General features: G+C 39.1%; 13 protein-coding genes. 5 read left to right on the top strand and 8 right to left on the bottom strand.

The features are described from left to right. Window positions 1-130 precede the first annotated feature (130 nt). The 4 genes from pnuC to BMW98_RS11775 all read left to right on the top strand — a co-directional run bounded on the left by pnuC (window position 131) and on the right by BMW98_RS11775 (window position 4810). Window positions 131-736, top strand: a complete 606-nt coding sequence (pnuC, locus tag BMW98_RS11790) for a nicotinamide riboside transporter PnuC (protein ID WP_090258789.1) — start codon at window positions 131-133, stop codon at window positions 734-736. Further along, a complete protein-coding gene (locus tag BMW98_RS11785; protein ID WP_090258788.1) occupies window positions 723-1709 on the top strand; it encodes an acyl-CoA dehydrogenase family protein in 987 nt (328 codons plus the stop codon). Before pnuC ends, BMW98_RS11785 begins: the two co-directional genes overlap by 14 nt. Before the next feature lie 136 nt (window positions 1710-1845). Continuing rightward, entirely contained in the window at window positions 1846-2181 is a 336-nt protein-coding gene (locus BMW98_RS11780; protein ID WP_090258787.1) for a PadR family transcriptional regulator, read from the top strand. Beyond that, a complete protein-coding gene (locus BMW98_RS11775) occupies window positions 2174-4810 on the top strand; it encodes an ABC transporter permease (RefSeq protein ID WP_090258786.1) in 2637 nt (878 codons plus the stop codon). Before BMW98_RS11780 ends, BMW98_RS11775 begins: the two co-directional genes overlap by 8 nt. 64 nt (window positions 4811-4874) lie before the next feature. Here BMW98_RS11775 and BMW98_RS11770 read toward each other — a convergent pair whose 3' ends face one another. Next, on the bottom strand, window positions 4875-8051 hold the full coding sequence (locus BMW98_RS11770) for an AsmA family protein (protein WP_090258785.1): 3177 nt from the start codon (window positions 8049-8051) through the stop codon (window positions 4875-4877). A gap of 201 nt (window positions 8052-8252) precedes the next feature. Here BMW98_RS11770 and BMW98_RS11765 point away from each other — a divergent pair, with 201 nt between their 5' ends. Next, window positions 8253-10265 (top strand): M13 family metallopeptidase, encoded by a 2013-nt coding sequence (locus BMW98_RS11765; protein ID WP_090258784.1) that lies wholly within the window; start codon window positions 8253-8255, stop codon window positions 10263-10265. 257 nt (window positions 10266-10522) lie between these two features. On the opposite strand, the gene BMW98_RS11760 is transcribed toward BMW98_RS11765, so the two are convergent. From BMW98_RS11760 to BMW98_RS11730, 7 genes are all read right to left on the bottom strand, one after another. Further along, window positions 10523-10906 (bottom strand): hypothetical protein, encoded by a 384-nt coding sequence (locus tag BMW98_RS11760; protein ID WP_090258783.1) that lies wholly within the window; start codon window positions 10904-10906, stop codon window positions 10523-10525. Between the two features lie 68 nt (window positions 10907-10974). Continuing rightward, window positions 10975-11229, bottom strand: a complete 255-nt coding sequence (locus BMW98_RS11755) for a hypothetical protein (RefSeq protein ID WP_090258782.1) — start codon at window positions 11227-11229, stop codon at window positions 10975-10977. 514 nt (window positions 11230-11743) lie between these two features. After that, complete coding sequence (locus BMW98_RS11750; RefSeq protein WP_090258781.1) at window positions 11744-12391, bottom strand: DUF4391 domain-containing protein; 648 nt, start codon at window positions 12389-12391, stop codon at window positions 11744-11746. Further along, the gene (locus BMW98_RS11745; RefSeq protein ID WP_090258780.1) at window positions 12391-15618 is read right to left on the bottom strand and encodes a helicase-related protein; all 3228 of its coding nucleotides are present in this window, start codon (window positions 15616-15618) and stop codon (window positions 12391-12393) included. Before BMW98_RS11745 ends, BMW98_RS11750 begins: the two co-directional genes overlap by 1 nt. Before the next feature lie 12 nt (window positions 15619-15630). Then, window positions 15631-17574 (bottom strand): DUF262 domain-containing protein, encoded by a 1944-nt coding sequence (locus BMW98_RS11740; RefSeq protein ID WP_090258779.1) that lies wholly within the window; start codon window positions 17572-17574, stop codon window positions 15631-15633. A 9-nt stretch (window positions 17575-17583) separates the two neighbouring features. Continuing rightward, window positions 17584-20754 (bottom strand): type III restriction-modification system endonuclease, encoded by a 3171-nt coding sequence (locus tag BMW98_RS11735; RefSeq protein ID WP_090258778.1) that lies wholly within the window; start codon window positions 20752-20754, stop codon window positions 17584-17586. A gap of 23 nt (window positions 20755-20777) precedes the next feature. Further along, a complete protein-coding gene (locus BMW98_RS11730; protein ID WP_090258777.1) occupies window positions 20778-23555 on the bottom strand; it encodes a helicase domain-containing protein in 2778 nt (925 codons plus the stop codon). Window position 23556 lies beyond the last annotated feature (1 nt).

Genomic DNA, 23556 nt, shown 5'->3' with positions numbered 1-23556 from the left:
GGCTGAGATGATACCCAGGAGCTTGGCTCCACACCTGACCCGGATAATGCTGGCGTAGGGATTTTAAGCGATCGCAACCTGTCTGTTGTGGTTTGGTTCATCTCCTCATTTCATTGAAAAAACTAAAACAATGATCGAGGAATTTCTTTCAGAATTAACATGGTTGCAAGCCTTCGGGACAATTTTTGGCATTGTGCAAGTGGTGCTTGCACGACAGAATAGTGTACACACTTACCTGTTCGGTATTGCCTCAATTTTAATCAGCATGTGGGTATTGTACCAGAGTGCGCTTTATGCCGATATTCTACTTAACATGTATTACTTGGTAATGAGTGTATATGGGTGGGTTTACTGGAAGTTTGGCAAACAAAAAGCCGAAGTACCCATTTCGACAGTTAACAAAAACGAGTTTTTAAAAGCCAATGGAATAGTGTTGGGCTGTTTTGCACTTATGAGCTATTGGCTCTTTTACCACACCGATTCGGACGTGCCTATTTGGGATGCCGTGGTGGTGGCCTTTGCCTGGGCAGGCATGTGGCTAATGGCCAAGCGCAAGATCGAAAACTGGGTGTACCTGAATATCAGCAACATCATTTCCATTCCGCTTTTAATGTATAAAGAACTTTACATTTACGCAGGTATGTCGGTTTTTCTGTTTATTATGGGCACTTCAGGGTATTTAAAATGGCGTAAATTAATGAGTAAAGAAAACCAAACGGTGTATGCAGCAGCTTAAGCAATGGTGTGCCGATGCACCCGTTTTTCGCAAAGAAGTACTGGACTACATTGCTGAGAAAAACCTGTGGAATATTTGGGTGCCCAAAGCTTTTGGTGGTTTGGAGCTACCACTTACTGAAGGCCTAAAAACCTTGCAGTCACTAGCAAGTACTGATGGCAGCCTCGGCTGGACAGTTACCTTGTGCAGTGGCGCCAATTACTTTATAGGCAACCTACAGCCCGAAATGGCTAAAAAGGTGTTTGCCCAGCCTGCGATATTGGGCGGTAGCGGTGGTATGCTTGGTACAGCCGAAAAAGAGGGAGATGGCTACAGACTGAATGGAACCTGGCGCTATGCCACAGGTGCACCATACCTTACGCACTTTACGCTCAATGCCAAAATAGTGGAAAACGGAAAGGAGCAAACCAATAAAGATGGAACGCCTAAATTCTTGTCTTTCGTAATTCCGGCCAGTAAGGTAACCATTATAGAAGACTGGAACACCATGGGCTTGAAGGCCTCGGCCACGCATTCTTTTGAGGTAAACAATGTGGAGGTGGGCAAGGATTATAGTTTTGTTTATAATGAGTTTTACCTGCCACAAGATGTTTTTAAGGTGCACTTTTCACTGTTTGCCGACCTTACCCTTTGGGTAAACTACATTGGTATGGCCGAGCATTATTTAGCTGAGGCTCAGCCAAAGGAAATAAAGCGATTAGGGGAGTTAAGGCAAGCTATTGCTGCGGCAAGTAAAAGGTTGTACGCATATGCAGAAGAAATAGAAAGTGGCACCAAACGCAATGCAACCTTTTCTGAAGAGTACATTGGTACGGTACACAACATTGCTGCCGCATCGGTAAAACAGTTGTCTGCTGCAATCCTTGGGCTACATCCTTATTTAGGCATTAACGCCAGTCGGGAGGATAGCGCACTTAACCAAATTTTTAGAGACTACTTTACCGCTACCCAACATCATATTTTTACCAGATAATTTCTCTTGATTGAGTTTTTTGAGGTGTAAGTAATTGAAAATCATTTGTTTGATTTTGATATCTGTATTGTGGTTTAATTTGTTTTACAATTTATATAGAAATTAAGTATATATTTGTTTTACAAATTCAATAATAATGAGTCGTACATCTTTTTTAGGCGAATTCGAAGAGTTGATTCTTACTATGGTTTTGATTCTTGATGATGATGCTTACGGTAACACAATTGTAAATGGAATTAAGGAGCACCAAGACAGGGAGGTCAACCTGAGCTCGGTGCATATTACACTTTACAGGTTGGAGGACAAAGGGTATCTGGAGTCTCACTTTGGTGGTGCCACAAAGGTGCGAGGGGGGAGGAAGAAGCGCTACTTTAAAATAACCAATGCAGGCAAAGCCATGCTGCAAGAGATGAAGGACGCCAGAAGCAAACTATGGAAGCTTACGCCTCAGTTGAAATTCAACCATGTCTGAAGTAAGGCCACCTCGCTTATTTACCAAGTTTTTCAAATGGTATTGTAAGGCGCCATTACAGGAGAGTATTCTGGGCGACTTGGAAGAAGCATTCTACACCGAAGTAGAATCAAAAGGTCAGTTAATAGCGAGGTGGAAATACATATGGACCATACTGAGGTTTATTAGACCCGGTATAGTCCGAAGCTTAGAAGGAACTCAAAAACTCAATAATTACGGTATGATTAAAAACAACATTAAAATTGGTATGCGCAGCATATTGAGAAACAAGGTATTCTCAATTCTCAATGTCACAGGTCTAAGTGTGGGCCTGGCTAGCTGCCTGCTCATTCTTATCTATGTTAAGAATGAACTCTCTTATGATACTTTCAATGCCAATTACGACCGAACCTACCGAGTGATTCAACACTTTGGTGGAAGAGGATCTGATCTAAAGAATGAAATATTACCCACTTCTGAATATCAGGTATGGGGAAATGCTCCAATAGCGCCAGCACTTCAAGAATATTATCCTCAGATAGAAAGCGTATTCCGTTTTACTAGCCAATTCAATTGGTTGGTTGAATACAAAGGAAACCGCTATCAGGAAAAGGATGTAGTTTTCGGTGATTCCACTTTCTACAAAGTGTTCTCTTGGGATTGGCTTGCTGGAGATGCTGAAACGGCCTTAGTGAGGCCTTCTACCATTATTCTAACGAAGAAACTTGCGGAGAAATACTTTGGTAACGAAAACCCGATTGGGGAATCATTACTAATGGATGGAGATGAACTGTTTGAAGTAACGGGCGTGTTTGAAATACCTGCCAATTCACACTTTCAGGTCGATGCAATAATATCCATGTCAACGTTTAAGGGCTATAGACCTGAGATTTTCGATGCATGGGGCTACGTAGACTTTTACACTTATTTCACCCTAAATGAGCAAGCCAATATTCATGATTTAGGTGAGCAGATTCCAGATTTTCTTACCAAGTATTATGATACTGAATATGGCTATACCTTTCAATTTGAAGCTTTAAAAGATGCCTATCTAAACTCAGATGCGGGACGTCAGCCAGGACCAGTTGGGAGCAAGAATAATATCTATCTATTCATTTCTGTGGCAGTGTTTATCCTTCTTATCGCGTGCATTAACTTCGTTAATATTTCTACAGCACGCTCAATCGATCGCGCCAAAGAGGTGGCAGTAAGGAAGACATTAGGTTCGCGCAGAAGCCCATTAATATCTCAGTTTTTAATCGAATCGGTACTCATAACTTTCTTCGCGGCTTTAGTGGCTGTTCTAATGGTCTCTTTGGGGCACGGTTACCTCGAATTGTTTATAGGGAAACAACTTTCAGTAGATTGGTTATTTTCACCTGTTAGCTTGTTAATTGGGTTGCTTCTTGTGTTATTATTGGGCGTGCTTGCGGGGCTTTACCCTGCGTTTATTCTCTCTAATTATAGGCCTCTTCAAGTGCTTAGAGGCTCTTTTAAAAATTCTTCAAAAGGCATTTGGCTTAGAAAGACGCTTGTGGTGCTTCAATTTGCGTTGTCCATTATGCTTTTAGCCGGAACAGCCATCGTTTATCAGCAGCTCAACTACATAAGAGATTATGATAAAGGTTTTGAGTCTGAGCAAATTTTGGTTATCGATTATGGAGGCGATTATAAGGTGAAGAGAAATATTGATTTTATTAAGGCCGAATTGCTTAAGCACAGTGCTGTTGAGTCAGTTTCTGTTTCCAGGGCAACTCCAGGAGATTTTTTTCCTAATGCTGGAACTACCATAGAAACGCCAAATGGCGAAATGTTAGCTAAAAGCCCTGCTATTTATGAGATAGATGAAGACTTTATACCTACCTACGATATGCACATGGTTGCTGGTAGGAACTTTTCGAAGAGCTTTCCTACCGATACAACAAAAGCCTTACTCGTAAACGAAGCTACTGCCAAACTCTATGGCTATAGCAATCCGGAAGATATTGTTGGCAAGAATTTTAGCCAATGGGGAAGAGAGGGTAAAGTAATTGGAGTGGTTGAAGACTTTAACTATGTTTCTTTACATAGCGAGGTTGAACCTTTGGCATTGAGGTACTCAATTTGGTGGTCTACTGAAAAATTTTCGGTTAAGCTTAAATCAACGGATTTGGGAAGTACTTTAGGTGAGTTGGAAGCCATATGGAAGGAAGCGGTTCCGTCTTATCCATTCAACACTTACTTTAATGATATGAGCTTTGACAATCAATACGAAGCAGATGAACGCTTTGGAATTATTTTCTACTCGTTCTCAATACTCGCTGTTTTTGTAGCTTGCCTTGGCTTGTTTGGGCTAACTATTTACACGACTAACCAGCGTGCAAAAGAAATTGGTATTAGAAAGGTATTGGGTGCTTCTGTACAACGTATAGTCACCACCCTTTCTTTCGATTTTATTAAGCTTTACTGTATTGCTCTACTTTTGGCCATTCCTGTGGCTTACTGGATCATGTCCACTTGGCTAGCTTCATTTGCGTATCAAACCTCAATTGGTTGGCAGGTGTTCGGTTTTGCAGCTTCAATTACGCTTGCTGTTTCACTTTTAACTATGAGCTTCAAAACTATTGGGGCTGCCATGTCAAACCCTACAAAAATATTGAAAGACGAGTAGTCTTATGTGGCTAAGTGAAAGGGCAGATCGAATGGTCTGCCTTTTCTTTTGGTCATACTCAATGTCAATTCCCCCGCTCTTTTTTGCCCAAGGAAATACTATAAGCATCGGGAGTGCCTTTTACGGTTAGGCTTATAAAGGTTGTTCGCTTCGACTCGTCCCTATATTGAATTTCGTCTACCTGGTCGGAGTTGTCTCGGTTTTTGTTGCCAAAGAGTTTTTGTACGCCCGCTTTAGTAATCACCTTTAGCGGAATTCGCATGGTGTAATCAATGCTCGAGTCAAGGCCTTGTTCTCCGGCAATCTCAAAATACCCCAATGTGGTATTTAGGTTCATGTTCGGAATGATAAGGCTACCGTTTTTGAGTGTTAGATTATTTTTCAATGTATCAAACCTTACCAGCTTAAGGTTCTTGTCGGTAAAGTAGTCTGAGAGCGCTTCAAAGGCTGAGAATTCAACCAAGCTGCCGTTTACCACCTCTATGTTCATGTCTAATTCAGAAACATCTGTGGCGGGTACCAAGTCGGGGTGCATGTGTATTCTACCCGTTAAAGTACCGCTTAATTGCCCGTGCAGATTATCGGAGATCAGTTGGTCTTGGCCGAAGTTGTCAAACTTAAACAGCAGTTTATCCAAGTCTACATTTTCCAGTTTCATGTTCGGGCTGAAGTAGATTTGATCGGGGTCTGAACCGTTAAAGTAGCCATTTAGCGCCATTGAACCTCCTGCTGCTTTCAGCGCCATGGTGTCAATGTAAATGTAGTGGTTCTCTTGCATGCGGCCTTTAAGCGCAAAGTCATCGATCAGGTAGCGATGGTAGTTCAGGTGCTCCACAACCAAATCGAACTCCAAATTGGAAAAAGGTAGGTCGAAGAGGTTGAAACCGTCTTCATGATCTACTGAGGTGCTGTCAGTTGTTTCGGCAGGTGGTGCATAGGAGAACAACTGATCGAAGTCTAGTCTTGGGCTTCGCAGCGTGAATATATGAGGCCCCGGAGCGTCATTTGAATCTAAGTGATAGAGCAAGTCTGCTTTAAGTTCTGTGTTGCCTAGTTTGCCACCAAGGTTGTCTATTTTCAGGTTGGCGCTATCCAAATAAATGTTTCCACTGAATTGCTCCAAACGCACATTGTGTGATTGAGCAAATGCTTCAATTTTATCAATGGCAAGGTCAGTTGTTAGCTGATCACCTTTGAAATGCATGGCCGTAAGCCCATGAATTTTGACGTCTTTCAGTACTTCATGTCTATAGTCTTCCGGAACATAATTTGCCCCGCCATAAGAGAAGATATCATCTAATTCAATTTGGTTCGAAGTGAGGTTGAAGTCAATTTCTGTATCACCATTTGGGTTTTCATCAAACCAGAGGTCGTAGTGCTTTAAGCTTCCATTAAAGTGAAAGTCGCTTTGGTCCAACATACCCGTAAAATCGATCACCTTAAAATCAGTAGAATCGATTATGATGTCGGCATTAAAGTCATGCAATCGGTGAGGGTAGTGGGTAAGTTGTGCGTTTAACTCTTTTATAAAGAATTCGCCCAGAGGTAGGTTTGGCGATTCTGTAAACGCTCTTGCTGAGCTGTTAAATTTAAAGCTCATGGATAGATTCTCAATTCTTTCATCAAACCCAACCGTATCTTCAGGGGTTTTTGTCAATTCTTGTATGTCCAATACCTTAGAACGGATGTCTAAATCTACTTCCACAGGTGTGGCTGTGTGATGTAAAATGGCTGGGAGGTCAGAAACGCTGGCAACTAAGGAAAGATCCGAATTACCGGTTTTAAACTTAAACTGATCTACTAAAGCCAAATGGCCGTCCATAGATGCGTGAATATTGATATCTCGCATGGGCAGCGGTAAGTCCTTACTCTTAAAATTCAGATCTTCCACCTTAAACTCGGTGTAGTAACTTTCATTCAGCTTTTCTATGGCTTTTGCCGGGTTGTCCAAGTCCACAATGTCATGGAAGTTCATATCCAGAACGATCTTTCCGCTAGCATCTTCAATGTTCGGTATCTCAAAGAAGTCAATGAGGAAGTCTAGGTTGAATTCGGATCTCAATTGCATTTCAATGTCGGGCGATTCGAAGTTTTGAATACGCACATTTCCTGTAAATGAGCCTTCTTCTGGCCGGGCGCGAAAGTCTTCTATTACCACTGACATGGTTTCGGGAGTGTTTTTTTCGCCCGTGGTAAAATGTCCTTTAAAGAAAAGCTCATCTACGCCTTTGGAAACATTCACGTTTTCAACAAAGGCTTCGGCACAACCAAAATCAATCTCAACATGTGGAATAGCGCCATTGGCAGAAGGGCCTTTAATTATCGCATCGAAATAAACCGAGCCACCGTTTTCGTATCTTCTTAGGAGTGGATCGTACTCCTCAGGAACAAAAGCCAAAAACATATCGAAATTAGGTTTTTGACCACTGAATTGAAGATCCAAATCCATGTCGTGTGTCATATCAATGGTTCCATCCATTAAAAACTCGGCTTGCTCAATCATCAGTTTGGAAGGGTCCATATCGAGTAAGCCAGTAGTCAGGTCATAATCTATGCCTGTGCTAAGCGAAAGGTGTTTGTCGTGCAGAAAAGAAGTATCACCATCCAGTATCAGGTTGAAAAGCATTTTGCTATCCAATTGCGCTTTTATATGCTTATCGGAAGTAGAGACACTGGACTTAATGTTTTCAATAAAAACCTCGGCAAGCAAGTTGTTGGCCTCATTGATTTTCAGCACGTCAATATTCACCAGTTCAAAAGCATCGAGACTTAAGTGCAAAGCCTCAGAACTTGCATCAGGCGCTTCTTCTTCACTCGGTACGACCAATGCGTTCACCACATTGAAGCTCCCATCTGTATGCTGAATCAGCTTTACGAAACCATCACTTAGTTTTACCTTTTTGATCTGATAAGTGCCCTTGATTATGGAGATCAGGTCGAAGCCAATGTAGGTGTCTTGCACATGCACAAGGGCTTGGCTGCTGTCTGCTTTAGATTCGAAAATCTCAATATCTTCTAAGTCAATCGATACATAAGGAAAGTTTGCAAAAGGGGAGATGTGAGAGTCTCTTATGGTAAACCTGCCGGGGAAATCTTCATTCAGCTGGCTTAGTGCTTTTTGAATAAGCCTGTCTTGCTGATTATAGGCAATGCCCAATACCGTTGTTAGAAAGAGCACGAATATGCCCGCAACAATAGCGAGTGTTTTGATCCACCATTTCATACGTTTCTGCTTTGGCATTGCTTTGTGTTTTCGAGAAGATTTAGACGGTACTGTTTCTAAAACTGAAAGTAAGTACCATTGTTGTGCTTAACAAGCTAAAGCAAAAGTGTTTGTAGGGTTTTCGGCTTAGCACTTCTCTTTAAATAATGTAAGTTTTTGTTGTTGCTGAATTGCTTATCTTAATATTCATTTCAACTTTTAGCTAAATCAAATGACCTTATGAAGAAGATTTTAATCCTTTTGGTTGTAGTACTGGCCATTCAGGCTTGTTCAACACAGCCAGAAGAAAAGCATGTAGCGATAGAAGGGGTGAATTTATCCCTTGACCCTGGAGATGACTTTTTCCGATATGCCAATAGCATTTGGTACGACACCGCGCAAATTCCGCCTAGCCAAGCTGGGGTTGGTGCTTATATGTTTATGAATTATCCGCAGCGCATTCGCTTGCAAGGTATTCTCGATAGTGTGGCGCAAGCCGATAGTCCTGTGGGTAGCATTGGCCAGAAAGTAGGCGACTTCTACGCCTCGGGAATGGATACGGCTACCGTGAACCAGCGCGGTTATGAGCCTATTCAGCCCATACTTTCTAGTATTGATGGTGTCAATTCTGTGCCAGCTTTAATGCAGTTTGTAGCCGAGCAAGCAAAGGCCTATAACAACTCTATCATTGGATTTAATATTGGGCCAGACGATAAGAACAGCAGCATGAATATTGCCCATGCGCGACAGACGGGCGTTGGTTTGCCAACCAGAGATTATTACTTCAATACTGACCAATCGACCAAGCAGATTCAAGATGCTTATAAAACCTATTTAGCCACCTTGTTTGAGTTGACTGGCTCAACTACGGCTGAAGCAGAAAAGCATGCGGCATTGGTTTACAATATCGAAAAGCAGATTGCTGCTTCGCACAGAACGAGGGTAGAGCTGCGCGATGTAAGAGCGAATTACAATAAAATGGCCGTTGCCAATTTGGACAAGCAGCAGCCCAACATTGCATGGTCTAGTTTGCTGGCCAACTTGGGTGCCGAAACTGACTCAATCGATATTGGCCAACCGGCTTACTACGAAAAGCTGAACCAGTTGCTAAAGTCCATTCCGCTAGCCGACTGGAAGGTTTATCTAAAAGCGAAGTCCATCAGTAATTATGCGGACATCTTGAGCAAACCTTTTGTTGATGCGGAATTTGAGCTTTCTAAAGTGCTTTCGGGTCAGTCGGTGCAAAGAACACGCGGAGAAGTAATGGCCAGTATGGTGGATAACTTGCTTGGTGAAGCTTTGGGCCAACTTTATGTGAAGAAGTATTTCCCTGAGTCGGCCAAAAAGCGCATGCTGGAGCTGGTGAACAATTTCCAAAAGGCATATGCCAAACGAATTGACAACTTGGAATGGATGAGCGACAGCACCAAGGTGCAAGCGAAAGAAAAGCTAGCCGCCATGAGAAAGAAAATTGGCTATCCTAATTCATGGGAAGATTACAGCGATGTAAATATTCAGGAAGATAAATTTTTCGAAAATGTAGTTTCGGCAACAAAGGCACGATACCAAGATCAGTTGAGTAAACTGGGTAATAAGGTCGACAAAACAGAGTGGTTTACCACGCCTTCTACGGTTACGGCCTACAACAATCCTTCGGGTAACGAAATTGTGTTTCCGGCCGGTATTCTGCAGCCCCCGTACTTCGATTATGAAGCGGACGATGCTTTGAATTATGGCGGGATAGGAATGGTGATTGGCCACGAGATCACCCATACGTTTGACGATCAAGGAGCGCAGTTCGATAAGGATGGCAACGTAGAGAACTGGTGGACGGAAGAGGACTTTGAGAAGTTTAGGGCCAGAACTCAGCAGGTAATTGATCTGTATAGCTCATTTACCGTACTGGACAGCGTACATGTAAAAGGCGCGATGACCGTGGGTGAAAATACGGCAGACATAAGCGGAGTAGCCGTAGCCTACGATGCATTTAAAATGACCAAGCAGGGGCAGGACACCGTCAAAATTGATGGCTTTACGCCCGACCAGCGTTTCTTCCTATCAGTAGCGCGTATTTGGCGTGTAAAAATGAAGGACGAATATCTGAGGCTATGGATCAATAATAACTCGCATGCGCCACCGATTTGGCGTGTAAATGGTCCGCTAATGAATACCGATGCGTTTTACTCTGCCTTCGATATTCAACCAGGCGACAAGATGTACCTACCAAAAGAAGATCGCATCACCATTTGGTAAAGGAAAGGGAAAAAGGATTGAGGGGACTCAATCCTTTTTTGTTGGGCTTTTCATAATTAAAACTGGTCCAAGCGTCACGCTTGGGTTGATTAGATAAATGTTAATAATGCCAGATTGCATTGGAGGTCTTAGCGCGATGCTAAAGCTAGCGTAATAGAAAAAGGATTACTTCCCGATAGAAAAAGTGTAACTATCTAATAATAAAGTATATTTAAGGTAATAGGTACAATTATGTATCACATAGACATGGTCAATGTCTAGATGGTTGAGCTTTTAGTGAAAGATTTCAAGTTTGTTGCGGATAAAATCTCCTTTAATTCTTCAGCATAATCATCATCCAGATCAAGAGCTTTCAAAAGCTCCTTAACACCTACTTTGAATGCCCAAAAGTAATCTTCAGAGCTTTGATCAGTTATTCTGGTATTTTGCTCAATAAAAGATAAGAAGTGCCATAGTTGTTCTTTGTCGAAGAAGTTAAGTGAGAGCTCTTCGTATTGTGAGATTGCGAATCTTTTGAAAAAAGTGAAAAATGTATTGATTAAATCTTTCTTTTCGGGTGTTTTGTATTTTTCGATTATGATTTTTCTACTTAGTTCATAATCATAAAAGTCTATACCAGAAATGACTTCACGTTCGTTCATAAAATAGAACTTTACATCTTCTATGCATGGTTCGAGATACAGGTTTTGTGCATAATATACTGCATCATTTAGCTGGTTTTCATCATTAAAACGAAAGCCACCTCATCGGCACTCATTAGTTTTAAAAGATCTTTATTATCTAGATCTGAGTGATTGCTTAAGTGTTTCTTGTTTAGTAGAGCGTTTTGAAGACTAAGTTGTTTTGTAAAACATATCCATTCTGAATCAAATCTTAAGTCTCTAATTGATAATATGACGGATTCATTTTGTAATGAAAGAATCGTTTGTAAATAGTCCTGACTTTCTATTGTTTCTAGGTTCATGATTAAATTGTTTTTGTTATAAACCTAGAACTGTGGAATGACTTATGCAAATCATTATTACTTTGTAAGTAATTGATTATAAATTGTTTGATGAAATTTTATTCTGTATATGATAGTAATAGTGTTACCGAGGTGATTTAAATGAAATTTAGTTTTGAATAGGCTCGCAACCATGGGATGATAAGGAAATAATTATTGTTATTTAGTCTTAATAATGTATCATATGCTCTGGTCATGTGTAGTCATGATTTATAAACCCATACATTTCATTATCCTTATTTTGGATAATATACTGTTAAACACGTTTGAGAATATATTTGTGAATATTATAGAATAAAATACATTGCCTTTTAAGACACTAGGATGTGTTCTTACTAAACAGGTGCTGGGGCATCGTACAAGACTTCAAATCCATTAGCGTATCAGCTAATATCCTCTGATTTTTTTTCGCCTATCATCAGAATAGAATGTATACATCCAGAATATCATTTAACTCTTTGTATAATGGCAGGTCTTATTGAGACCCCAATAGGATTTCGAGTTCTTGCTTTGCAGTATTGAGTAGCTGATTATACTCTAATCTGCGGTTGAATTGCTTCTCTCTCGATATCTTGCCTTTGAGTGTACTGATTTCCTTTTCTAGCCTCGCTTTTTTTTGCTCAAAATCAATGACAGTCTCAATATTTTTGCCAACTGATGAGATAGAACTCAGTGAGTTGTAGATGGACTTATATACTTGATCAAGAGAACCCGTCAACTGAATAGTGATTTCACTTATAGTTTGAATAGTTTTAGCTATCGTATGATCGATAACGCTAGTATCTGGTTTTGTCGGATGTAAATGTTTTTGACTCGTTGAGACAAATAGCTTTTCCGGGTGCTCAACAATGAAAATTATGGGGTAGGGAATAGCTTTGTCAATTACATCTAGAAGATGTTGAACTCCTTCATTCACTTTGAGCTCAACATTGAAAACCTGAATTTCCTCAATATCCTCACTTCCTAAATTGGTGGTTTGCTTTGAGATCTTGTTGAGCCAAGTAATCTTAGATATCAGTTTTGTGAAATCTTGCTTTTGCTTATTAGTACAATAGGAGTCGAAAGAGTTCTTTGGTATTACTCTATCTACATAAGTCCTTTTGGGTAGATCAAATGTGTGCATTACTTAATGATCAAGAAAGATATCAATTTAAAGTCTTCAATTCCTTTGAACTTGTCTTGAAGTGCGGTTGTACCGCCTGTTTTGAATAAGCTAAGTACTTCCTTGTCTTCTTCAGTTTTAAGAATGGTCGAAATGCTCTTTTTCAAGAGTTTAGAATAGAAACTCATGTCATAATAATCATCTGTTTCTTTTGACAATTGAGCGCATAGTTCTTGTATTGGTTCATGAACCCCTTTGCATAACATACGCATAGCATCAAGAGTCTTTTTGGATTCTACATGGTTTAAGAATACTTGACCCTCATTCGTTAAATACACTAAGTAATATGGATGTAGTCGATTCAGTTTGTCAATATTTACTGTTGTATTCACATTTTTCAAAACGTAAGCAACACCAGGTTCTAGAATAGGAGTTGAAGGGACAACAGCATGCAACCCTTCTGGAATATGTTTAAGTTCTCCGTATTCTTTGATATAATTCGATAAGTCAATTCTGAAATCATTTAAACCCAAGTCGGTAATACTAACACCTTCCCTTAAGTCTTCTAAGTCAATAACTTCGGTTTGTAATTTCTTTAGTTGTGACTTTCGGTAATCAAGGTCTCTAGAATTACTATCTAAAATATTATCGTCACCAGTGGCAGTCATATCAGTAATTGCCATTCGGCTTTCCACGCGTTGTTTCAAGTTGATGTAAGAGTCCAATTCCATATCAGGCCAGAAATTGACCATGGTAATTGAATCATTCTTAGATCCAATTCTATCAACTCTTCCGAAGCGTTGTATTATCCTCACCGGATTCCAATGAATATCATAATTGATGAGGAAATCGCAGTCTTGCAAATTTTGTCCTTCTGAGATACAATCCGTTCCTATTAGCAACTCAATACTATCCTTAATATGAGGGAAAAGGAGTTCTTTACTTTTGGAGATTGGAGAGAAGCAGGTGAGGATTGTATTTAAGTCTTTAGGTATGGCGCTTGAACTTGATATTTTCTTTGATCCGGTAACAAGTGCTGAATGAAAACCATACCTGTTCTTTAAAAGTGGCTGAAGTTGTTCATATAGATAATTGGCTGTATCGGCAAAGGCTGTGAATATTATTGCCTTTTTATTGTCTATATTAAACGGGGAATCAACCTTCCCTAGAAGGAGAGAAATAAGATCTTGCAACTTAGCGTCATGATCACCTCTAACATCTATTACTTTATTCCAAAGAGAAGTTAAAATCTCTTGATCATTTACTAAATCTTCGCGCCATCTTACAGTGTCCATATGAGCTACATGGACTTTGATTTTCTTTCCGAATACTCCTTCATCGCCTAGGTTTGGCTCCCAGTCTAAGTTCTCATCATCGATATCAATGTGCGTTCCTTTATAATGCTCTACTCCATCATCAATGGCTTTTAAGGCACTTTCAACTTGCTCAAGGATACCTTCAAGAGTAATCCTGAAAGAGTCAACACTGCTCTCTAGCCTTTTGAGTAGGTTAATTCTCATGAGAATCAGTAAGCTTGATTCTCTATCGGTCTGCTTTAACCTTCCTCCACCAGATCTCACATCCTTATCATATAAATTAGCATAAAACTGTCGCTTGCTGTCAAGTACATAATGTAGAGGTGAGTAAATTGATAAATTTAGGAAATTGAGGTTTTCAGCTATTTCAGTGTATGTAATCGAACCATCTAGTGTCAGCTTAGATCTTATTGACTGAGGAGGGTTTCTATCCGGAAACTTACCTATGTCTTTTGTATCGTAATAGGTTGTAATGTGCTTTCTTGATCGTGCAATTGTTAAGGAGTCCAGTATCTCAAAGAAATCGAAATCAAGCATATCCAAAAGGACATCGGTCGTTCTTCGTTCCGGTTCATATCTGCTCCATTCATTAAAGGATCTTTGTGCTCTTCTGAATATATTTTCAATACCAATTTGGGTATCAAGCTTCTTATCCATTTCTTCTGGCTCACCTTCGTAAGCCAAAGCAAGTTGATTCTTCAAGTCATTGAAACGATTATTCACGGGGGTTGCCGAAAGCATTAAGACTTTTGTTTTAATACCCTCTTTAACCACTTTTCTCATCAGAGCTTGGTATCTATTTTCCTTCCCTTCTGCGGCATTATTGTTTCTAAAATTATGTGATTCGTCTATTACAATTAGTCCATAATTACCCCAATTAACATTGGCTAAATTTCTGCCATTACTTGTCCCGGAATTGCGCGACATATCTGTATGAAAAAGCACATCAAACCTAAACCTGTCCGCTGCTAGGATATTGTCCTTGTCATTGTGTCTGAACGTATTCCAGTTGGCTTCAAGTTTTTTTGGACATAGAACTAGGACATCCTTATTCCTCATTTCATAGTACTTGATAACTCCTAATGCGGAGAATGTTTTACCAAGTCCCACGCTGTCTGCTAGAACGCAACCACCATACTTCTCTAGTTTATTGATTGCTCCAATAACAGCGTCCTTCTGGAAATTAAACAGCTTGTCCCAAACAACTGTGTCTTTAAAGCCTATCTGATCGTCAGGGAGGTTGTCTAGAGACATATCTTCAAGAAAATCATTGAAGATGTTGTATAGCGTAATGAAATAAATAAACTCCGGGCTATTTTCTTTAAAGGCGTTCTCAAAGTAGCTCTGAACTTTTTCTGTTACATCAACTAGATCTTGCTGGTTCTCCCATATTTGGTTGAACCATTCGAGAAAAGCTTCACTATTTGGATATGCATTCTTTTGGACAAGAACTGGAAATCCACCTTTTGGTGTAGAACCAAGATCTGAAGTAGTAAAGCCATCAATGTTGGCATAAGCCACATCGGTGTTGTCTGCCTTATTAACATGTATTAAACCAGTAATAGGGCGGTTTGAATGCTTGTTACTTTTAAAGGTAACTTTTTCTGAGACCCATTTTGAACACTCCTTTGCAATAGCTCTTTGATTGAGTTTGTTACGCAACCGAAGTTCAAATTCACCACCACATAGCTCTTCTTCTTTGTAAATATGAGGTATGTAAAATTGCCGACTTACCTTTTGAAACTTTTCTTCAATTAGAGTAGGGGAGCTGAAGACAAACCTCAGCTCATCAATCTTTCCCAGTTCTTTTCGAAGTTCTTCAAAGGCGTAGATAGAAAAGGAAGACGCTGCAATACTGAGTTTATCTCCCTTATGAATATTCTCTTTTAAGTCTTCTCCTAAACGAGTGCTTACATTATCGATTAGCTTCATGCACTCTAGTGTTTAATCGTTATAAATCTCTTTAATAATCTCAAATATTAGCTCCTGACGCTCGTCAATGGCAGTCATATCTAATAATCCTTGATCATCAGGTTCGTAGCTTTTGAATTTATTTTTTATGGGGTGATTACAACTGTTTATTGAAGCTGGATTTATAGAATTGGTCAAAATCCTGTTCCAGATAAAGCCGCTATTCTGATATGAGTTTTTCTTCTTCTTATAAACCCAATTGCTTGTCCTGATATTTTCATTGCCTTTTAGAAGTAATAATCCACCAAGTCTGTTTCTTTGGTCAAGGAAAAGCTTTTCATCATATTCACCTTCATCATTCGTGAATTGAGCCATGATTATCTCGTTGTACGAAAACATGTGCTCCGTATGAAATCCATTGACAGGCTTACTTCCACTATGGGTAATTACAAAGAGTTTTTCCTGTTTAGCAAATGATTGTTCATTAAGAAGCTCTGCTAAGAAGTAGTCAATACGAGCTAAAACATACTTTGTAAACCTTCCGTCATTTCCTGCAGAACTGAAATATTTGTATTGGAAAACTTCTTCCAATGACTTTATTGGAATATCCCTTTCATTTAAATGACGAACGATAATTTGATTGAATATTGTTTCAATTTCAACCATGCTTTTACCACGTATTTCTCGATTAATATTATGATATTCCTTTTGTTGCTCATTAGAGTCATAGACACCGATAAGTCGTGCAATGGTATAGAACTGATCAACTTTTTTAGCTATTAACTCTATTTTCTGTTCTTTCTCATCATCATTATAGTTGAGTGCTGATAACATCAAAAGGACCTGTTGTCCACGTTCATTTGCATAGTTTGACGCTAAGTAAATATTTGATTCGTCTTTTGCTGTTTTAATGATCTCTAAGAAAGTCTTGTAGAAGTAAACAAATTCATTTTTAATAAAATTTTCAATCTTAGATGGTGTTGTTCTATCAAGGTCGTTAATAATCTTATCGTTTGACAAAAGGTTTTTGTGGTATTTCCCTGCGAATGAGTCGTATTGGCTCTTTTTATCAGCGTATTTAGCGCGGAAGTAGGTTCTGAAGAACTCATCTACACTCTTGTAGTTTTCATCTAAGTTGAAAAAGGTAGAAAGTGCATCATTCCAAATAGCATTACATTCTTCTTTGGCAGAGGTATCTAAAACTCCGAGAAGCATCCCCTTTAGAACTTCATGTGGCTCCAATTCCTTCCCACGGTCATTGGCAGTTTCAAAAATCATAGCCACGTCTTCTTTATGCTTTATGACCTGTTCAATGATTAAAACCTTCTCAGTGAGGTTGTACATGTAATAGTTGTATTTGATTATATCGAAACCACCATCCTTCTTGCTAAAGTATTTATCAAAGTATTTTGAAATGATATCATAATTGGCAACCAAGTTGAACTGAGTAATATTCTTTATGTCATCGTCCTGGATAGGGGTGGACTCAAAAATCTTTTGAATGATCTTGTTTCTATCCTTATTCGATATTTTAAAGTGCTTCTTGCCTGCTTTGTCTTCTTCATAAATTTTCTCTCCCAACAGTTTATCAATGTTCATTCCGTTGGTGTCATTGGCTTTGCCAAGGTGCAGAAGCTTAATAAGAATGAGAAGTATTGTGGTTAGCCTTTGTTGACCATCAACAATAAAAATATCTCCATCTTGCTCGTTGAGCATAATGGTATTCAAAAAGTAGGCTTTGAAATTGGTTCTGACATCATTTAGAATAGCTGCCAAGTCCATAGTGCTACTTCTTTTATTGACTTTCAGGTTATTCTCAAAACGAAGTTCAATATCCCACAATAACTGTGATACTATTTTATAGTCCTTATCATCACTCCAACGGTAGTCACGCTGGTAAACATCTAAGCGATAGGGCTTATTCTTGCCAAAAATAAAGTCAATGTCTCTTTCTTCTACTTCAATCAGCTTTGCCATGTGGTTTATTTAATTCAGTTGTACAATGTTCATTAGTTTCTCGTAGCTACTTACTTTCTCAAATTTCACTTCTGCTCCGCTTATTTCTTTGAAGTGTTCTGTGGCACAATGGATTTTTAGTTTCTCTATTTCTCGCAAGTCCATATCCGAATCAGATCCTTTGGTCTCAGCTACAAAGTAGATATGGCGCACTTTGTCTTTATCGAATACAATTGCCCAATCAGGACTGTAGTTGGCTACTGGTGTGGACACATAAAAGCTTTTGGGAAGCTTGGCATAGACCACAACTTCGGTGCTGTTTTCTAATGCAGTAGCAAAGTCTGATTCAATCTTAGAGTCGGAAGTAAGGAAGTCGTAAATGTGCTTTTTGAGTAATTCGGACTTGCGCAATGCAAACTTATCATTGGTAAACACGGTTTTGGCATCATGCCTTTCTTCGGTTTTATGATAGGTAATGTGATCAATAATTAGACTTGCTTTTACTTCATTAATCAGCTTGCTGCATATGCCAATAAACTCTTCCGGGTTCTTACGTATAAGCAAGAACTTCTCTTGCTTAATCTTCTTGAGTACCTCTACAATGGTTCTGCGAGTGAGGTTGGTTTGTACTTCTATTTCACCAACAACATCATAAACCGTATTGGAATACAAATCATTCTTGAGCTTCATGTATTGGCGTTTGGACTCACGTACCAAACTACCTTCCTTCATCTGCTCCGCAGTACCATCTTCTAATTCTCCTGTCTTTACTTCATATACACGGTCGCCAATGTTGAGCTGAGCATCTATTTTGACTTTAGCATCCTGAATAAGCTGCTCAGTATCAAACTGTACTTCATAAATGGTCTTTAGGTTAATCTTTTCCCAAAGTGCCTGAAACTCTTTCTTAGCAAAATTCTTATTGGTGTTTAGACTTACTGTTTCACGTTCATCTTCGGGCTTGAACTCAGTACCTGTATAAATGGTCTGTAGTAGTTTGCAAACAGATTCTTTGAAGGGGGCAAGCTTTTCGGGTAAAGGAACTTTGCCTTGCTCAATCAGTTCTTTCCCTTTAGGGGTAATCTTGTAATCTTCGTCAATTATTTCACTTACAATAAGTTTGAACTGTAGCTTCTTAGCATCATCCTCTGAAAGGCGTAATTCATCCCCTTGCTCGTTGGTAACAAGCTTACTCACAAAGTATTTTACTTCTGCTTTTTGTGGGCGCTCTTTGAGCGTTTCGGCTATTTCTTTCTGTAATCCTTTGGCAAAGGCTTCATAGCTCTCTGAAGCAATTACAGTAAGCTTATTCAATTCATGTACCTGGTCGCCAACCAACTCAAAATCTTGACGGACTCCACGTTTATCAACACACAAACGCATACCACGCCCTACTTCTTGTCTGCGTCTAGTTAAACTACCACTTTCAGCATGTTTTAAAGCACATATTTGGAATACATTCGGGTTATCCCAACCTTCTTTAAGTGCAGAGTGCGAGAAGATAAATCGTGTAGGTTCTTCAAAGCTCAGCAACCTTTCCTTGTCTTTCATTATCAAGTCATAGGCTGAAACATCTTCAGACTCTTCCTTGCCACGTTTAACTGTAGGATCAACCGTTTTGCCTTTCTTATCTATTGAGAAATAGCCGTTGTGTACCTGGTCTGCTGAATCTCTCTTAAGGTATTCTCCAAAGTTGGTAGGCATATAGCCTTTATGCACCTTGCCCGGATCCGTCTCTTTCAAATAATCGTTGTATTCTTGATCGAATAGGTTCAAAAACTTACTTCTGAGCTTATTATATTCCTCTTCAAATATCTGGGCATATTCACCCAATTGCTGGTCTCCTAATTCATCATAAACACGGTATTTCTCTACCGTATCAATAAAGAATAATGAAAGAACTTTAATGCCTTGACCAAAGAGCTGCTTTTCTTTTTCCAAGTGTGACAGAATACACTCTCGTATTTGCACTCTACGGAAAGCGTGCTCGTCTTTGTCGTTGAGCAAATCACCTGCAGCTATAACCTGATTATTGAGCTGTATGGTATTGGTGCCTGCGTTTATATTGCTTACGATTAAATTTTTGTAAACTGGTAATCCGTTTGATAATTCAGACAGCCTAGCCCCATCAGAAACTTGAAATACCATTCTTTTTATGCCTTGGCTTTGCCTACATTCAATTTCAATTACGGCTTTGGGGTTCTGCCCACTAGGCATTTTTTTCACTTCTTGCAGATAGAAGTAGCCTTCAGTCCCTGTTGAGCCTTTTAGGTTTATACCTTTTACCTGTATTTTCTTGACCAAACGCTTGTTGTAGGCATCTAAGGCATCTAAACGATAGACTTTATTGTACTCTTCACCTTTAGCATGGGTGGCTGAGTAACGTATTGTGCAAAGTGGATTGAAACTTTGCATACTGTCTAAAGTCTTTGAACCTTGCTTACCTACTGACTGAGGCTCATCAATAATTAGGATAGGATTTGTTGAAGCAATAATATCAATTGGTCTTCGTGTTCCGAACTGATCAAGCTCCCTGTAAATTCTATTACCAACCTGATTTTTTAATTCACCTGTTTTCTTATCAACCTTAGGTGAAGAGAATGCCTGAGTATTAATAATCATAACACTGATTCGACTATCGGAAGCGAAATTCTCAATATCCTGTGGGCGACCTGAGTTGTAAATAAATGGATTGATTTTGTGCCCGTAGAGTTCTTGAAAATGGTCTTGCGTTACCTGAAAAGATTTGTAAACGCCTTCACGAATAGCAATGCTGGGTACAATTACAATAAACTTGCTCCAACCGTACTTCTTATGCAATTCATACATGGTGCGGATATAGGTATAGGTTTTACCTGTTCCTGTCTCCATTTCTATGGTTAGGTTGTAGCCTAACTTTACACCACGAGGACGTTCTATTTGTTGACTTTCATGCAGGTCGTTCTTCTTTTGAACTTCCTGAATATTCTTGAGCATCTGCGTTTCCATGAGTTGGATTGCAGAGTTGCGATAGCCTATCTCTTCTTCAACGGAATATCCTATTTGCAATGTAGCACCAGCTGATTCCTTTGCTTTTCGAAGTATTTCCTTGCTGCGCTCTAATGTAAATCGATTGGTCTTAAGTGGTTGACCAGCGAAGCAATTGACTACAGCATTCACTGCTTCAATTTGAAATTCTTGTTCTTTAAACTGTAGTTTCATTAATCAATTCTTGAAATAAGCATTTATTTCCAGTCTCTATTTCTATCAAAGTGGTCATCAAGGAATTCAAATTTTCCATCTTTATTGGTTGTAACTCCTATGTAAAAAGAGGCTCTGGAAAGCCCTACATATAAATGCTTCATGATCATTTCTTCTGATTCAAATGAATCTTGAATACCATGAATGTTATGAAAGAAGACTGCTTCGAATTCCATACCCTTGATGTATTCAACAGGGAAAATTCTCACCACATTTTTATCTCCTAATACTTCACCTTCCTTGCTTGCTCTTACCTTAATTCCGACATCAGCTAATTCATCCTTCTCACTTAATAATTCAGTAAATTCTTCAATTCCCTCTTTATTGGGTAGAAATACAGCGATTGAAGGTATTAACTCCCGACCATAGGCATTGTAAATTTCCAGTATGCGATTACTGATCCAATCGATTTTCTCTTCCTCATTATCAGATCTGAATATTAATGGTTTGGGCTCACTGGCGTCTTTTTCCATGTGGCTAATGTATTCAGCCTCTTTTCCGGTAGCCTTTTTGAAAATATCACCTGCTAGACTTAATAGAGTAGGGCTTTGACGGTAGGAGACAAGTAACTCTTTAATCTCAACGGGGCTTATCAGATTCTTTAACTCTTTCCAATCTCTTATACCTCCGGTGGTTAATCTTTGCATTAGGTCTCCGGAGAAGGTGACGGAAGAGATTTCCATATCAGAAAGACTATGCATTGCCAAAAGATCGACCAGATGAAAATCTGTTGCTTCGTCTATTCCGATAACCGGTACAGAATTGTTTCTATATCCCTCGAAGTAACTGTGATTAATTTGGTCTGAATTGACTTTTGAGACTTTATAAGATTTTTTGATGGTTCGGTTGATGAAATAAATTAGGAAAGATTGTTCCTCCGGATGTAATCGCTTATTGCGACTTTTTTCGTCTGAAATTAATGTATTCAGAAGCTCAATATTCCAGTTGGAGTTTGGGTTTGAGGCTTCTGACTTTCGGAATTCTTTATAGGTTTTGGGTATTTCTGAGAATACATTTCTTGAAACACCCTTTATACAACTCACGAAATATTTAACAAAATAGGCTAGTTGACCAATTTGATCGAATGTGTCGAACTCATTGAACGAAATGTACTTTTCAACAATCAGGTTGAGCTCTTGATACTTTTTGCTCAAGCGAACTGAAGGATCAAATTTAGCTAAAGCGCTATTTTTTATCAGAAGCTTATACTTGCCAAAAAGAAAACCTTCAAGTTCTCCTGTAGTATCTTCAAGCTCTTCGTCTTCTTCTTCTAATTCGGAATCCAAGTTGGTATTAGATTGCTTTTTCCAGGTTTCCGCAAATTGATATACCTCATTTTTAAAGGTGTCATTTCTATTGGATTCTCTTTCAATTCGTGCGGCAGCCTTGGCTAGTTGTTCATTGAATTTATTTCTAAGTTCAACTACTTCTTCCTTATATGTTTCCTGGAGATTGAAATAAAGACGAACGATACTCTCTATTTTATTTTTCTGATCCGATTGTTTAATGTAATTCTGAATTGAAATACCTTTTGCCTTCCATTCAAAACGCTCTAATTTTAAATTAATAAGGGTTTCCAGCTTTTTATTGAGAAGATCAAGAAAATGCCTTTCGAAGGACTTTATGAGTGCCTCAATCTCATTACCACTGTTAGGGAGTAGACTTTCCTCAAGGTTCTTTCTTAAAAATAAAAAAAGGTTTTGGGTGTCTGTTTTAACCAATTCGTAATCTTTAATCAGCGGAATCAAATAGTCTTTCCAAACCTTGACTCTTTGGTCATCTGCATTCAACCCCTCTTGAATCATATTATTCCTCAAGAATAGTTTGAGTAATTCGTTTGGAGTGAAGAAGACCCAATTTCTATCGTTGTTAAAGATTTTGTTTTGTTGAGCTAGAGACATACCGGGCATATATCCCTTATTAATGAATTCTGGGTCAGCTTCATTTGAGCCCAACATGGCTTCTTTATCTAACAAGAATCTAATCCTTTGAATAAGGGCAGTAGTTTTACCAGTTCCCGGTCCTCCATCTATTGCCAAGGTGCCGTTGAAGATTAAGGATCTCATGACTTCATCTTGCCAAGGATCCATAATTGGTTGATATCTAAGCTCTGCGCTTCTTCTTATAAAGCTTCTGGCTTTTGATAATATGCTTTCTCTTTCTGCTAAGGCTTTTTCTTTTTCTCTAACTATTCGATCAAGTTCATTTTCGTCTGCTTCTTTGGCTTGCTCTTTTAAAAGCTGCTCTTCTAGTTCAAGTTTCTGAATTGAACTTTCGGACTTTCTGAATATCTCCAGAAGCTCCCTGAGGGTAGAATAATTTCTTTTGGTGGACTTATCAATCTTTATTTCCAAGTCTCTGGCATCGGCTGAATTTGGATTTGGGATATACTGACTTAGCGTAGAAACAGATATCTCTTTGATACCTTGCGGAGTCTCTATTTTACCTGAGCCATGTACATTTTGAATTATTACTTCACCGGCAGGACTGCGCTTATAAATTACCAGACCATCAGAATTAAGAGTTGTCGGGTCTCCATCGGTAGTATTAATGGTGTGTCCCGTTATATCCCGTACAAATTTATGACCACCAAGATTTGAACTTGAAGTAAGCCAAATTTTTCTATCCATGCCAAAGTAGTTGACTTCCGCGAGAGCAACAGCTAGGTTTTTATCTGGTCTTTGAAGCTCTTTAGTTTCTAGTTTGCGGTGCTTATCTATTCTCTGAGCAAGCTCTTTTATTTTCTCATTGAGGTCAGCCATA

Origin of the sequence: Roseivirga pacifica (genome assembly GCF_900111145.1) — a bacterium.
GTDB lineage: Bacteria > Bacteroidota > Bacteroidia > Cytophagales > Cyclobacteriaceae > Roseivirga > Roseivirga pacifica.
The sequence above is the reverse complement of the archived record's forward strand: the minus strand, read 5'-3'. Positions and strand labels throughout refer to the sequence as shown.